Annotated in this window: 11 protein-coding genes; 3 read left to right on the top strand and 8 right to left on the bottom strand. The window is 67.9% G+C overall.

The annotated features are described in order from the left end of the window. Positions 1-210: 210 nt before the first annotated feature. Together OEJ37_RS04155 and OEJ37_RS04150 are read right to left on the bottom strand one after the other, a co-directional pair. Positions 211-1728 carry an ammonium transporter gene (locus OEJ37_RS04155; protein ID WP_175919442.1) on the bottom strand — a complete coding sequence of 506 codons (1518 nt, stop codon included), beginning with the start codon at positions 1726-1728 and terminating at the stop codon, positions 211-213. Between the two features lie 37 nt (positions 1729-1765). Beyond that, entirely contained in the window at positions 1766-2104 is a 339-nt protein-coding gene (locus OEJ37_RS04150; protein WP_006398175.1) for a P-II family nitrogen regulator, read from the bottom strand. 355 nt (positions 2105-2459) lie between these two features. Between OEJ37_RS04150 and OEJ37_RS04145 the strand changes: the two genes are divergently transcribed. Both OEJ37_RS04145 and OEJ37_RS04140 read left to right on the top strand, forming a co-directional pair. Beyond that, positions 2460-2711, top strand: coding sequence for an accessory factor UbiK family protein (locus OEJ37_RS04145; RefSeq protein WP_006489451.1), 252 nt, complete (start codon positions 2460-2462; stop codon positions 2709-2711). A gap of 280 nt (positions 2712-2991) precedes the next feature. Beyond that, entirely contained in the window at positions 2992-4596 is a 1605-nt protein-coding gene (locus OEJ37_RS04140) for a YifB family Mg chelatase-like AAA ATPase (RefSeq protein WP_174421295.1), read from the top strand. Positions 4597-4929: 333 nt separating this feature from the next. Here OEJ37_RS04140 and OEJ37_RS04135 read toward each other — a convergent pair whose 3' ends face one another. Continuing rightward, complete coding sequence (locus OEJ37_RS04135) at positions 4930-5502, bottom strand: hypothetical protein (protein WP_175919443.1); 573 nt, start codon at positions 5500-5502, stop codon at positions 4930-4932. Positions 5503-5664: 162 nt separating this feature from the next. Between OEJ37_RS04135 and OEJ37_RS04130 the strand changes: the two genes are divergently transcribed. After that, entirely contained in the window at positions 5665-6201 is a 537-nt protein-coding gene (locus OEJ37_RS04130) for a TlpA disulfide reductase family protein (RefSeq protein ID WP_174421293.1), read from the top strand. A gap of 96 nt (positions 6202-6297) precedes the next feature. Here the strand turns inward: OEJ37_RS04130 and OEJ37_RS04125 are convergent, their stop codons facing one another. The 5 genes from OEJ37_RS04125 to OEJ37_RS04105 form a co-directional block, all read right to left on the bottom strand. Beyond that, the gene (locus OEJ37_RS04125) at positions 6298-7653 is read right to left on the bottom strand and encodes a sigma-54-dependent transcriptional regulator (RefSeq protein ID WP_175919592.1); all 1356 of its coding nucleotides are present in this window, start codon (positions 7651-7653) and stop codon (positions 6298-6300) included. Positions 7654-7750: 97 nt separating this feature from the next. Next, the gene (locus OEJ37_RS04120) at positions 7751-9781 is read right to left on the bottom strand and encodes an ATP-binding protein (RefSeq protein WP_263343280.1); all 2031 of its coding nucleotides are present in this window, start codon (positions 9779-9781) and stop codon (positions 7751-7753) included. Positions 9782-9785: 4 nt separating this feature from the next. Continuing rightward, positions 9786-11075 (bottom strand): dicarboxylate/amino acid:cation symporter, encoded by a 1290-nt coding sequence (locus OEJ37_RS04115; protein WP_175941394.1) that lies wholly within the window; start codon positions 11073-11075, stop codon positions 9786-9788. 399 nt (positions 11076-11474) lie between these two features. Then, a complete protein-coding gene (locus OEJ37_RS04110) occupies positions 11475-13160 on the bottom strand; it encodes a cation acetate symporter (protein ID WP_263343279.1) in 1686 nt (561 codons plus the stop codon). 11 nt (positions 13161-13171) lie between these two features. Then, the gene (locus OEJ37_RS04105) at positions 13172-13477 is read right to left on the bottom strand and encodes a DUF485 domain-containing protein (RefSeq protein WP_059233105.1); all 306 of its coding nucleotides are present in this window, start codon (positions 13475-13477) and stop codon (positions 13172-13174) included. Positions 13478-13710: the final 233 nt, after the last annotated feature.

The following is a 13710-nucleotide window of genomic DNA, read 5'->3' as shown; positions in this document are numbered from 1 at the left end:
GAGCAATTGCCCTGCCCATTTGGGGATTGTTCCCGGCTTCGCAAGGGTTTGGAGGAAGTTTTCGGCTATTGACCCGATAGCGCGAAGGGTTATGCGCTACGGCAGCAGGCGGCAGGAGAAAAAAAGCCCGCCGGGTGGGCGGGCCGAAGTCGCTGCGCTCATTCGTGGCGGGCGCCGTCGTCGCGGCGGCCCGCCGTGCATCCTTATGACTTATTCGACATGCTCGCCGTGCAGGATCACGTCGAGGCCTTCGCGCTCTTCCTCTTCGGACACGCGCAGGCCGATCGTCAGGTCGATCAGCTTCAGCAGCACGAAGCTCAGCACGCCGCTGTAGACCAGCGTGATCAGCACGCCCTTCGCCTGCAGCAGCAGGCTGCCGTCGGCGCCGCCGATGTCCTTGACCGCGAACACGCCCGTCAGCAGCGCGCCGAGAATCCCGCCCACGCCGTGCACGCCGAACGCGTCGAGCGAATCGTCGTAGCCGAGCTTCGACTTGAGCCACGTCGCCGACCAGAAGCAGACCACGCCCGCCGCGATGCCGATCACGAGCGCGCCCGCCACGCCGACGAAACCGGCGGCCGGCGTGATCGCCACGAGACCCGCGACCGCGCCCGACACGATGCCGAGCACCGACGGCTTGCCCTTCGCAACCCACTCGGCAAACATCCAGCCGAGCGCCGCGCAGGCCGTCGCCACTTGCGTGGTCAGCATCGCGAAGCCGGCACGGCCGTCAGCCGCGACCGCCGAACCCGCGTTGAAGCCGAACCAGCCGACCCACAGCATCGAGCCGCCGATCATCGTCAACACGAGGTTGTGCGGCGCCATCGATTCGCGGCCGTAGCCGACGCGCTTGCCGAGCACCAGGCACGACATCAGGCCCGCGATACCGGCGTTGATGTGCACCACCGTGCCGCCCGCGAAGTCGAGCACGCCGTCGGCCGACAGCCAGCCGGTCGGTTCCCACACCATGTGCGCGATCGGCACATAGACGATCAGCGACCAGAGCGTCATGAACACGAGCATCGCCGAGAACTTCATCCGGTCGGCGAACGCGCCGCAGATCAGCGCCGGCGTGATGATCGCGAACGTCATCTGGTAGACGAAGTAGACCGATTCCGGAATCGTCGGTGCCAGGTGGCTGACGGTCAGCGTCGTCGCCTTGTCGCCGTGGATGTAGTTCATCCCGTGCAGGAACACGCGCGACATGCCGCCGATGAAGCCGTTGCCCGGCGTGAACGCGAGGCTGTAGCCGACCACCGTCCACAGCACCGTGATCAGCGCGGTGATCGCGAAGCTCTGCATCACGGTCGCGAGCACGTTCTTCTTGCGGACCATGCCCGCGTAGAACAGCGCGAGACCGGGGACCGTCATGAACAGCACGAGCGCGGTGGACGTCAGCATCCACGCGGTGTCGCCCGAGTTGATCTTCGACGAATCGACGGAGAACGGTGCGGTCGGCGCGGCGGGTGCGGCCGGCGCGGAGGCAGCGGCGGCGGCCGATGCGTCGGCGGCGGCGCCCGAAGCCGGTGCGGCGGCGGCCGCTGCGGCGGATGCGTCAGGCGCGGCGCTTGCCGTCGCGGCGGGTGCCGCGGCAGCCGATGCGTCGGAAGCCGTTGCGGCGGGCGCGGACGCAGCCGCGGCGGACGCCGCGTCGTCGGCGAGCGCGGGGCCGACGCCGGCCGCGATCAGCGAGCCGGCCATCAGCAGGGACATCAGAAGTTTGCGCATCTTGGGTTTCCTCTTGTCGCTTGTCTTGTCTGTTCTGTTACAGCGCGTCAGCGCCCGTCTCCCCGGTGCGAATCCGGATCACTTGTTCGATCGGCGTGACGAAGATCTTGCCGTCGCCGATCTTGCCGGTGCGCGCGGCCCGCTCGATCGCCTCGACCGCCTGGTCGACGAGATCGTCGGACACGGCTGCCTCGATCTTCATCTTCGGCAGGAAATCGACCACGTATTCGGCGCCGCGATACAGCTCGGTATGCCCCTTCTGGCGCCCGAACCCTTTCACCTCCGTCACCGTGATGCCGGAGACGCCGAGCGCCGACAGCGCTTCGCGCGTCTCATCGAGCTTGAACGGCTTGATGATTGCGGTAATGAGTTTCATGAAGTCCTCTCGCTGGGTTGTCCCGTCGAATTGGTTGGAATGTTGTAACGGACTCTTCTCAGCAACTCGCATGCCATGTTTGCCCGAGCACGATCTCGAAGGGCCCTGGAACGGGGTCGCATCCCGTGATGTAAGGTGCGAAAGCCCGGCCGAATGGCCAACGTGGCCCGGTTTGCTGGCGCGGCGAAAGGATCGTTGCTAGAGTGCACGCACGTCCCGGATCACCGGGGCATTCACCCATGCCGGCGCCATGCCCGGAATTCGCGCTCCGCGCGCACCATTTCCGGTCATGCGTGCATCATGGGCACGTACGCAACTGAAGATGCACAATTTTTGTGCAAGGAAGGGGAATCACATGAAACAACCCAGCGACGTTTTCAACGATCTGCAGTCGCGCGTCAGCGACCTGCTGAAAAACTCGCCGGCCAAGGACGTCGAGCGCAACGTGAAGGCCATGCTGTCGCAAGGCTTCTCGAAGCTCGATCTCGTCACGCGCGAGGAATTCGACACGCAGGCGCAGGTGCTTGCCCGCACCCGCGTGCGCCTCGAGGAACTCGAAAAGCGCGTCGCGGAACTCGAGCAGAAGCTCGCGGCGCCGCAGGCCTGACGCCCGCCACCCGACCGCAAGGTCCGGGCGCGGGCCGCCTCGCGCGGCCCGCGCCTGCCGCCCCGAAGCCGTACCGCCGTTCTTCGTAGTCCGTCGTTCTTCGTAGTCCGTCGTTCTTCGCAGCCCCCGCTCTTCGCTGTTCATCGCTCTTCGCAGTCCGTCGTTCCGCAGTGCCTCGTTCTTTCCCCGCGCCACGCCGGCAAGCGCGCACCGATTCCTCCGATTCCCGCGGCATGCGGCCCCGAACGGCCGTCGCCCGCCTGTTTACAGGAGCCTCGCCATGTCGCTCGCCGTGGTGCGCAGTCGCGCGCCCGCATCCGGCCGCGCGCCGGACGTCACCGTCGAAGTCCATCTCGCCAACGGGTTGCCGTCGTTCGCGATCGTCGGCCTGCCCGATCTCGAAGTCCGCGAAAGCCGCGAGCGCGTCCGCGCCGCGCTGCAGAACTGCGGATTCGAATTCCCCGTGCGCCGGATCACCGTCAACCTCGCGCCGGCCGACCTGCCGAAAGAGTCGGGCCGGTTCGACCTGCCGATCGCGCTCGGCATCCTCGCCGCGAACGGCCAGATCCCGGCCGACGCGCTGGCCGGCCGCGAATTCGCCGGCGAGCTGTCGCTGACCGGCGCGCTGCGGCCGATGCGCGGCGCGTTCGCGATGGCGTGCGGCGCGGCACGGGACTGGCGCGCGTGCGAAACCGGATCGGGCCTCGGTTCCAGCCCGGGCCCGGATCCGGTCGCCCTGTCCGGCTCTGCGGCAACGTCGCGGCCACCCGAGCTATACCTGCCGCTCGACAGCGCGGCCGAGGCGGCGCTCGTACCGGGCGTCACCGTGTTCGGCGCGCCTGACCTGCCCGCGCTGTGCGCGCACCTCGCCGATGCGCCCGACGGGCGGCTCGCGCCGGTCGCGGCGCCCTGTCTCGACGGCCTGCCGGCACCGGCCGCGCCCGACCTCGCGGACGTGGTCGGCCAGCGCGGCGCCCGGCGCGCGCTGGAAGTCGCCGCCGCGGGCGGGCATCACATGCTGATGGTCGGCCCGCCGGGGGCCGGCAAGTCGATGCTGGCCGCGCGGCTGGCCGGCCTCCTGCCGCCGCTGACCGACGACGAGGCACTGACGTCGGCCGCACTCCTTTCCGCGAGCCGCGTCGGCTTCTCGCCCGCGCAGTGGCGCCGGCGGCCGTTCCGCTCGCCGCATCACTCGTCGAGCGCGGCCGCGCTGGTCGGCGGCCGCAACCCGCCGCAGCCGGGCGAAATCACGCTCGCGCACCTCGGCGTGCTGTTCCTCGACGAACTGCCGGAATTCGACCGGCACGTGCTCGAGATGCTGCGCGAGCCGCTGGAAGCCGGCCGCATCACGATCTCGCGCGCGGCGCAGCAAGCCGATTTCCCGGCCGCGTGCCAGCTGATCGCCGCGATGAACCCGTGCCCGTGCGGCTGGCACGGCGATCCGTCCGGGCGTTGCCGCTGCACGCCGGACGTCGCCGCGCGCTACCTGCGCAAGCTGTCGGGGCCGCTCGTCGACCGCATCGACATCCAGATCGACCTGCCCGCGCTGTCGCCGGCCGAACTCGCGTCGCGTGCGTCGGCGCCCGGCGAGCCGAGCGCCGCGGTCGCCGCGCGGGTTGCGCAGGCGCGCGCGCTGCAGCTCGGCCGGCAGGGCAAGACGAATCACATGCTGAGCGGCCGCGAGACCGACGACCTGTGCCGGCCGACCGACGAAGGCGAACGGCTGCTGCGCGAGGCCGGCGAGCGCTTCGGCTGGTCGGCGCGCGCGTATTTCCGCGTGCTGAAGGTCGCGCGGACGATCGCCGACCTGGCCGGCGACCCGCTGCCGACGGCCGCGCAGATCGCCGAGGCGATCCGCTACCGGCGCGTGCTTACATCGCTCTGAGCGCCCTCGGAGGACAAAATCCGGCTGTCAAGACTTGACTTATGCACAATTTCGCGAATCTGGCCCCGGATCATGACTCGCCAGGGCCCGTTCATCGCAAAATTCATATCTCTTTGTTTTTATTGGAATTTCCAAAAATACGGACGAGCAGCGAAACGGGCCGGAGGGCCGCCCGGTGCGGCTCAGCGGGAAATCCGGCCAACTTTTCAACAAAGTTATCCACAAGCGCTGTGGATAGCCGAAAAACCCTCGCAAAATCCGGCGATTAGCGTCGAAAGCTGCGAATGAACTTTCAGTTGTCACACAGTGTCTGAGCGCCCTCGCTTGCCATCGTCAGTCGAGTTTGAACGAGCCGAAAAACTGGTCGAGCTGCTCCTGAGCGAGCGGCCGGTCGGTGATCGCGACGGCCTGGTACGCGTGCCGGCCACGCGCGGCGAGCCGCGCGACGATCGTCTTGCGCGCGCGATCGCCGCCGGCGGCCGCGCCCGCGATGCGCAGCTCGAGCCCGTTCACCGCGCCGCCGGCTGCGAGCGGCACGGGCACCGAAGCCGTCTGCGGCGCGCCTTCGAGATTGCGTGACAGCCCGGCGCGCAGGAACTCGAGCGCCGCGCGGCGCGTGTCGTCGCGGTCGTCGGGCAGCGTCAGCGTGCCGACCGCGAACACCGCGCCGTCGACGTGCGCGGCCTGCATCCGCATCGGCATCGACGTGCCGTCGATCGCAACCGGCTGCTCCTCGACGGTCGGCTTCGCCGGCAAGTCGATCGTGTAGCCGGCGTCGTTGTGCAGCGTGCGCCAGTCGTACGACGGCGAGCACGCGGCCAGCGCGGCGCTCGCACAGGCGAGCGCGGCGAAGTGTCGCAGCGGACGAAAAAGGGGGCACAACGAATCGATGACTTCCTTCGGCATGGCGTGGATCGGGCAAGCAAATCGGCCATTATCCGCCGAACGTGAAAACCGGGATGCGTGGCCGCCGCCGGTGCGCGCACCGCATTCGCGCTAAAATGAGCGCCGAATTTCGACGTCCTTTGCATTGATCCGCGTCATCGACCGACTCCGAGAGCACCGCTGATGAACACCACGCCTCCCGCCCGCCGCAGTGCCGGCCCCGTCCGCTACATCGTCGCGGCCGTCGTCGTCGCGGCCATCGCAGTAGCCGGCTTCTTCGCGTTCAACGGCAAGTCCAGCGTGCCGGACGCGACCTTCACGCTGCTGTCGGGCCAGAAGGTCTCGACCACCGGCGACCTGAAGGGCAAGGTCTATCTCGTGAACTTCTGGGCGACGAGCTGCGCGACCTGCATGCAGGAAATGCCGCAGATGGTCGATACCTATAATCGCTTCAAGGGTCAGGGGCTGGAATTCGTCGCGGTCGCGATGAACTACGATCCGCCGATGTACGTCGCGAACTACGCGCAGACGCGCCAGTTGCCGTTCAAGGTCGCGCTCGACGACGGCAGCGTCGCAAAGCAGTTCGGCAACGTGCAGCTCACGCCGACGACCTTCGTCGTCGACAAGAACGGCAAGATCCTGAAGCGCTACGTCGGCGCCCCGCAGTTCGCGGAACTCGACGCGCTGCTCAAGAAGGCGCTCGACAGCAACGCGGCCTGAGCGCCGCCGGATCCGGATCGAAGGGGCGCGCACAGCGCCCTTCTCCAAAAACGGACCGCACGACCGGCCAGCCCGGCTCCGCGGTCCGTTTGCTTTTCAGCGCTCGGTTTCGCCTTTCGCCGACAGCCCGTAGCGCTTCATCTTCTCGTACAGCGTCGCCTTGCCGACATGCAGCCGGTCGGCCGTCGCGGCGACCGCGCCGCCCGTCTGGTTCAATGCCTCGGCGATCACCGCGCGCTCGAACTGCTCGATGCGCTCCTTCAGCGTCTGCTCGTTGTCGGCAGCGTCGCCGCCCGCGCCCGCTTCCTGCGGCATGTCGGCCACGCCGAGCACGAAGCGGTCGGCCGCGTTGTGCAGCTCGCGCACGTTGCCGGGCCAATCGCGCTGCATCAGGCTCGCGCGCTGCCGGTCGGTCAGCACGGGTGCGGGCCGCCCGTAGCGCACGGCCGCATCGAGCATGAAGTGCTCGAACAGCGGCACGATGTCCTCGCGGCGCTCGGCGAGCGGCGGCAGCGCGATCGTCACGACGTTGAGCCGGTACAGCAGGTCGCGCCGGAACGTGCCGGCCGCGACGAGTTCGCTCATGTCGCCCTTCGCGGCCGCGACGACGCGGCAGTTCACGCGGATCGGCTGGTTCGAGCCGAGCCGCTCCAGCACGCCGTCCTGCAGCACGCGCAGCAGCTTCACCTGCAGCGCGAGCGGCATGCTTTCGATTTCGTCGAGGAACAGCGTACCGCCGGACGCGTATTCGAGCTTGCCGACGCGCCGCTTCGCGGCGCCGGTAAACGCGCCGGGCTCGTAGCCGAACATCTCCGACTCGAACATCGGCTCGGGCAGCGCGCCGCAATTCACCGCGATGAACGGCTTGTCGCGGCGCGGCGACAGCTCGTGCAGGCTGCGCGCGATCAGCTCCTTGCCGGCGCCGGTGTCGCCGTTGATCAGCACCGACGCGTCGGTGGGCGCGACGTTCGCGATCAGCTTGCGCACCTGCTCGATCGCGGGGCTGCGGCCGATGATGCGCGGCGCGACGACGTTCTGCCCGGCCAGCTCGCGCCGCAGCGCATGGTTCTCGAGCACGAGTTCGCGCCGTTCGAGCGCGCGGCGCACCGTCTCGATCAGGCGCTCGGCCGCGAACGGCTTTTCGATGAAGTCGTACGCACCGTCGCGCATCGCCTGCACGGCCATCGAGATGTCGCCGTGCCCGGTGACGAGGATCACGGGCACGTCGGGCACGCGCTCGCGGCACTGCGCGAGCACGTCGAGCCCGCTCGCGCCGGGCAGCCGGATGTCGCTGACGATCGCGCCGGCGGTGTCCGCGACGATCGCCTTCTCGGCCGCTTCGGCCGACTCGAAACCGGCGACGTCGAAGCCCGCCAGTTGAAGGCTCTGCACGCTCGCCCGGCGAACGAGCGCATCGTCTTCGATATAGATCACTTGCAGCCGGTTGGCCATCGTACTCACTTGCTCCTGACGGGCCGCGCGGCGCTATCGTGCGCGCGGCGGCGTTGATGCCGGTCGTTCGCCGACCGGGCCTGCGGCGGACGCTTGCTCAATGCGAGCCCGCCGGCTCGGACACGGAGTCCGGATGATGCGTGCGCGCGCGCCGCAGCGTCAAGACGAACAACGCGCCGCCCGACGGCGCGTTGCGCGCGGTCAGCGCACCGCCCGCGTCGCTCGCGATCGACGACGAGATCGCGAGGCCGAGCCCGAGCCCGCGCCCCATTTCCTTGGTCGTGAAGAACGGCTCGAACAGGCGCGGCAACAGGTCGGGCGCGATGCCGGGCCCGTTGTCGCGCACCTCGACCGCGAGCGTCGCGGCCGACACCGCGATCGTCACTTCGATGGCAGGCGCCGCGATGCCCGCAACCGCGTCGAGCGCGTTGCCGAGCAGGTTGATCAGCACCTGCTCGAGGCGCAGGTCCTCACAACGCGCAACGAGCTCGGGATAGTCGCGCGCCAGATCGAGCGGTGCGTCCTGCGGGGAATTCGGTTGGTCGTCGTGCGCGGGCGATACGGTCGCGTCCCGCAGCGTCAGCGTCAGCGCGACGCCGCGCAGGCGATCGCCGAGCAGCGCCAGCACGCTGCGCAGCGCGCGCACGACGAGCGCCCGCTCGTTGCGCGGCTTCGCGCGGCCGACGAACAGCTTCAACTGGTTCGTGATCTTGCCCATCCGCTCGGTGAGCGCGGCGATCGCCTCGAGGTTCTCGCGCGCGGCCGCCTGCTCGCCGCGATCGAGCAGCACGCGCGTGTTGTCCGAGAAGCTGCGCAGCGCCGCGAGCGGCTGGTTCAGTTCGTGCGTGATGCCGGCCGCCATCTGGCCGAGCGCGGCAAGCTTGCTCGCCTGGATCAGTTCGTCGTGCGCGGCGCGCAACTCCTGCTCCGCGCGAATCCGGTCGCCGACTTCCTTCTGCAATTGCTCGTTCGCCTCCGACAGATCGGCCGTACGCTCCTCGACACGCCGGTTCAGCTCCGCGTACGCCTGTTGCAGCAACGCGCGGCCGCGGATCATTTCGCGCACGCGCGCGCGGCGCATCCGCCAGTAGAACGCGAGCAGCGCGACCGACACGAAGCCGAAGCCCGTGACGATCGTCGCGTTGCGCGCATCGGCGTCGATGGGCGCGATCGGCGCGAGCGTGACGAGCAGCCAGTCGGGCTCGCCGATCCGGCGCTTGCTGGCCAGGAAACGCGGCGCGCGCAGGCCCGCGCCGAGGCGCACGATCTCCGCATCGGCGCCGAGCGTCTGCTCGACGCGCAGCGGCAGCGGCGTGACGGGCTGCTGCGCGTACTGGCGCGTCTCGTAGATCGACGCGGCAACGGGCCCCGTCAACGGCCGCAGCGTGTGGTACTTCCACGCGGGCACCGACGACAGGAACACGACACCGTGATCGTCCACGACGACGAGCGGCTCGGACGCATCGGCGCCCTGGAACCATTCGAGATTGAGCTTCACGACGACGACGCCCGCGATCTTGCCGTCGCGCCACACGGGCTGCGAGATGTAGTAGCCGGGATCGCGCGAGATCGTGCCGATCCCGAAGAAGCGGCCGACCCGGCCGTTCATCGCGTCGAGGAAGTAAGGGCGGAAACGGTATTCGATCCCGACGAAGCTGTCGGGCGCGCGCCAGTTGCTGGCGGCGACGCACAGGCCGTCCGCGCCGATCACGTAGGTGACGGTCGCGTGCGCGTGTTCGTTGAGATCTTCGAGATAGCGGTTGACGCGCGCGGTGTAGTCGCCGCGCTTCGGCTCGGCGAGCAGGTCCTGCACATACGGATGGCTGCCGAGCAGATAAGGCAGCGATTCGTAGCGGTCGAGCGTGCTCTTGAGCGCGCTGGTGGTGCGGTCGACGCGCACCGCGGCGTTGCGCTGCAGCTCGGCGACGCCGCGTTGCCAGGTAATCGTCCACGTCAGCGCGCACGCCGCGACGAGCGCGGCGGCAAGCACGACGAGGATGAGCAGGCGGCGCTTCACGGTCGAGGCTTCCTGGCGATGCGGATCGCCTATTGTGTCATAGGCCTCCCTGTCAACGCCTCGGCCGCCGCGTGCCGCGCCGCCGGCGAGCGGCGCCGCCTGCTCCTTCATGGTGTCAGACGCCGGCCGTCTCGGTCGCCGAGACTTCGCCGCCGCCCTTCAGCGCCTGGCGCAGCTTGTTGCGGTCGAGCTCCTTCTCCCAGGCCGACACGACGACCGTCGCGACGCCGTTGCCGACGATGTTGGTCAGCGCGCGGCATTCGCTCATGAAGCGGTCGATGCCGAGGATCAGCACCATGCCCGACAGCGGGATCGTCGGCACGACGGCCAGCGTCGCGGCGAGCGTGATGAAGCCCGCGCCCGTCACGCCGCTCGCGCCCTTCGACGTCAGCATCGCGACCGCCAGCAGCGTGAGCTGCTGCATCCACGTCAGCTCGATGTTGGTCGCTTGCGCGATGAACAGCACGGCCATCGTCATGTAGATGTTGGTGCCGTCGAGGTTGAACGAATAGCCGGTCGGCACGACGAGGCCGACAACCGAACGCGAGCAGCCGGCCTTCTCGAGCTTTTCCATCAGCTGCGGCAGCGCGGCTTCCGACGAGCTCGTGCCGAGCACGATCAGCAGCTCTTCCTTGATGTAGGACACGAAGCGGATGATCGAGAAGCCCGTGAAGCGTGCGATCGCGCCGAGCACGACGAGCACGAACACGACCGACGTCAGGTAGAACGTGCCGATCAGCTTGAGCAGCGGCACCAGCGAGCCGACGCCGTACTTGCCGATCGTGAACGCCATCGCGCCGAACGCGCCGATCGGTGCCAGCTTCGTGACGATGTGCACGATGCCGAACAGCACGCGCGTGAGCCCGTCGATGAAGTCGGTGACGACCTTGCCGCGCTCGCCGAGGTGCGCGAGCACGCTGCCGAACAGCAGCGCGATCAGCAGGATCTGCAGGATTTCGCCCTGCGCGAACGCATCGACCATCGTGTTCGGGATGATGTGCATCAGGAAGTCGACCGTCGACTGCCCGTGCGCCTTCGCCGCGTACGACGCGACTTCCTTGCCGTTCAGCGTCGCCGGATCGATGTTGAAGCCGACGCCCGGACGCAGGATGTGCGTGGCCGCGAGGCCGAGCAGCAGCGCGAAGGTCGACACGATCTCGAAGTACAGCAGCGCCTTGCCGCCGACGCGGCCCACCTTCTTCATGTCCTCCATGCCGGCGATGCCGGTGACGACCGTACAGAAGATGATCGGACCGATCACCATCTTGATCAGCTTGATGAACCCGTCGCCGAGCGGCTTCATGTCGGTGGCGAGCGCCGGGTAGTAGTGGCCGAGGATCACGCCGACGATGATGGCGAAGATCACCTGCACATAGAGCACTTTGTAGAAGGGTTTCTTCTTCACGATGGTTCCTGCTGAAGTAGATGAGCCGGTGGAAACGGCGTCACGCGCGCGGACGAATGTCAGGGGAGTCACTCGCCCGCGCGGCTGCCGTGCCGCAACAAGCGATGCCTCAAGACATCCGGAGGGGGAGGAAGGCAGTGGTCATCGATTGTCTCCTGTCGACCCGAGTTAGCGCTTCAGCGCTTACTTGGGTCCCATGCAACGCTTGGTTTAATAGTCAGGCCGAGTGGGCGGCCATGCGTTTTATATCGCAAGGTCGATGCCAGGTTTCCGCAACCGCTCAAAGCATTGTTTTCATTGTATTTCTCATAATGCGGCAGGCAAGGAAATCCGGGATTCCGGATTTCCGGAAAATATCCGTCCGGATCGCCGGACGGATAGGCGCATTGATCAGACGAATCAATGCTGCACGGCCTCGCCGGCCAGCAGGCCCGTCTGCGCATAGAACTCCTGCTGCGCGAACGCGGCGCGCTCGCGCCGCGCGCGCTCGCCGCGATCCGCGAGCGAGCCGACGACAATCCCGACGAACGCAAGCGGCACCGACACGAGCGCCGGGTTGTCGAGGAACACCGGCGCATGCGCGTGGTGCAGCACGTCGACCCACACCGACTTCGACAGCACCGTAAGCACCACCGCCGACCCGAGGCCAAGGCCGCCGCCGAGCACCGCGCCGCGCGTCGTCATCCCGCGCCAGAAGATCGACATCGCGAGCACCGGGAAATTCGCGCTCGCGGCCACCGCCGCGACGAGCCCGACCATGAACGCGACGTTCACGTGCTCGAACAGGATCGACAGCCCGATGGCGATGGCCGACAGCGCGATCGTCGCCGCGCGCGAGATGCGCATCTCGAGGCGCTCGTCGGGCTTGCCGCGCGCCCACATCTGCGCATACAGGTCGTGCGAGATCGTCGTCGCGCCGGCGAGCGTCAGGCCAGCGACCACCGCGAGGATCGTCGCGAACGTGACGGCCGCGATAAAACCGTAGAACCAGTTCCCGCCGACCGCCTGCGCGAGCTTCACCGCGACCATGTTCGAGCCGCCGAGCAGGTCGTGCGTGAGGTTGAACGTGCCGTTCGCGCCGAGCTTGAAGAATTCCGGATGCTGCGCGAGCAGCACGATCGCCGAGAAGCCGATCACGAAGGTCAGCAGGTAGAAGTAGCCGATGAAGCCGGTCGCGTAGAGCACCGACTTGCGCGCCTCCTTCGCGTTCGGCACCGTGAAGAAGCGCATCAGGATGTGCGGGAAGCCGGCCGTGCCGAACATCAGCGCGATGCCGAGCGACAGCGCGTTGGCCGGATCGCGGATCAGCTTGCCGGGCCCCATGATGCCGAGCGCGCCCGGATGCACGGCCACCGCGCGGCGGAACATCTCGTTGACGCTGAAGCCAAATTCGCCGAGCGCGAGCAACACGAGCAGCGTCGCGCCGCACAGCAGCAGCACGGCCTTGATCACCTGCACCCAGGTGGTCGCGGTCATCCCGCCGAAGAACACGTAGACGACCATCAGCACGCCGACGATCAGCTCGGCCGTGCCGTACGACAGCCCGAACAGCAGCTGGATCAGCTTGCCCGCGCCGACCATCTGCACGACGAGGTACAGCACGACGATCGTCAGCGCGTTCGCGGAGGTCAGCAGCCGGATCGGCCGCTGCGCGAAGCGGTACGCGACGACGTCGACGAACGTGAACTTGCCGAGGTTGCGCAGCGGTTCGGCGATCAGGAACATCACGAACGGCCAGCCGACCAGAAAGCCGATCGAATAGATGAGCCCGTCGAAGCCGAACATGAACACCATCCCGGACAGCCCGAGGAACGACGCGGCCGACATATAATCGCCCGCGATCGCGAGGCCGTTCTGCAGCCCGGTGATGCCGCCGCCGGCCGTGTAGAAGTCGCGCGTCGAGCGCGTGCGGCGCGCGGCCCAGCGCGTGAGCGCGAGCGTCGCGAACACGAACGCGAAGAACATCCCGATCGCGACCGGGTTCAGCTCGACCTTGTCGGGCATCGGGCCCGCGACCGATACCGCATGCGCGGCGGAGGAAACGAGAATGGCAAGCGCGCCGAGCGCAATCGATGTGCGTCGCATGTCGGCCTCCGTTACGAACGCTGCAGAATCGCGTCGACCCGGCGATCGAACGCACGATTCGCGCGCAGCACGTAGCACGCGGTCAGGCCGATCGCGACCAGGATGATCGCGACGCCCACGGCGATCCCGACTGTCGTCGTCGCACCGCGATACAGCGGCGCCGCGAGCACGTGCGGCGCGAGCGCGACGAGCAGGATGAAGCCGTAGTAGGTCGCGATCATCAGCGCCGTCAGCGTGAAGCTGAAGCGGCGCCGCGCACGCACGAGTTGCTGGTAGTCGCGGCGCGCCGTGACCGATTCGATGACGGAAAGCTCCATGTTGTCTCCTGTGTCGACCGGAGTTGGCGCTTTAGCGCTTACTCCGGTCCCATGCTTCGCGGTCGACCGGAGTTGGCGCTTTAGCGCTTATTCCGGTCCCATGCTCCGCGGTGGACCGGAATTCGGCGTTTGAACGCTGACTCTCGTCCCCGCAGGGCCCCTCGTCGTTTCGCGAGGGTTGTCTTGTGAATGGCCGGCGCGTCAATCGATCCGCACGCGCCGCGGCGGTAAAA

This window comes from Burkholderia sp. BKH01 (assembly GCF_025685725.1).
Lineage (GTDB): Bacteria > Pseudomonadota > Gammaproteobacteria > Burkholderiales > Burkholderiaceae > Burkholderia > Burkholderia pyrrocinia_C.
This window is presented reverse-complemented; position numbering and strand designations above follow the sequence as displayed.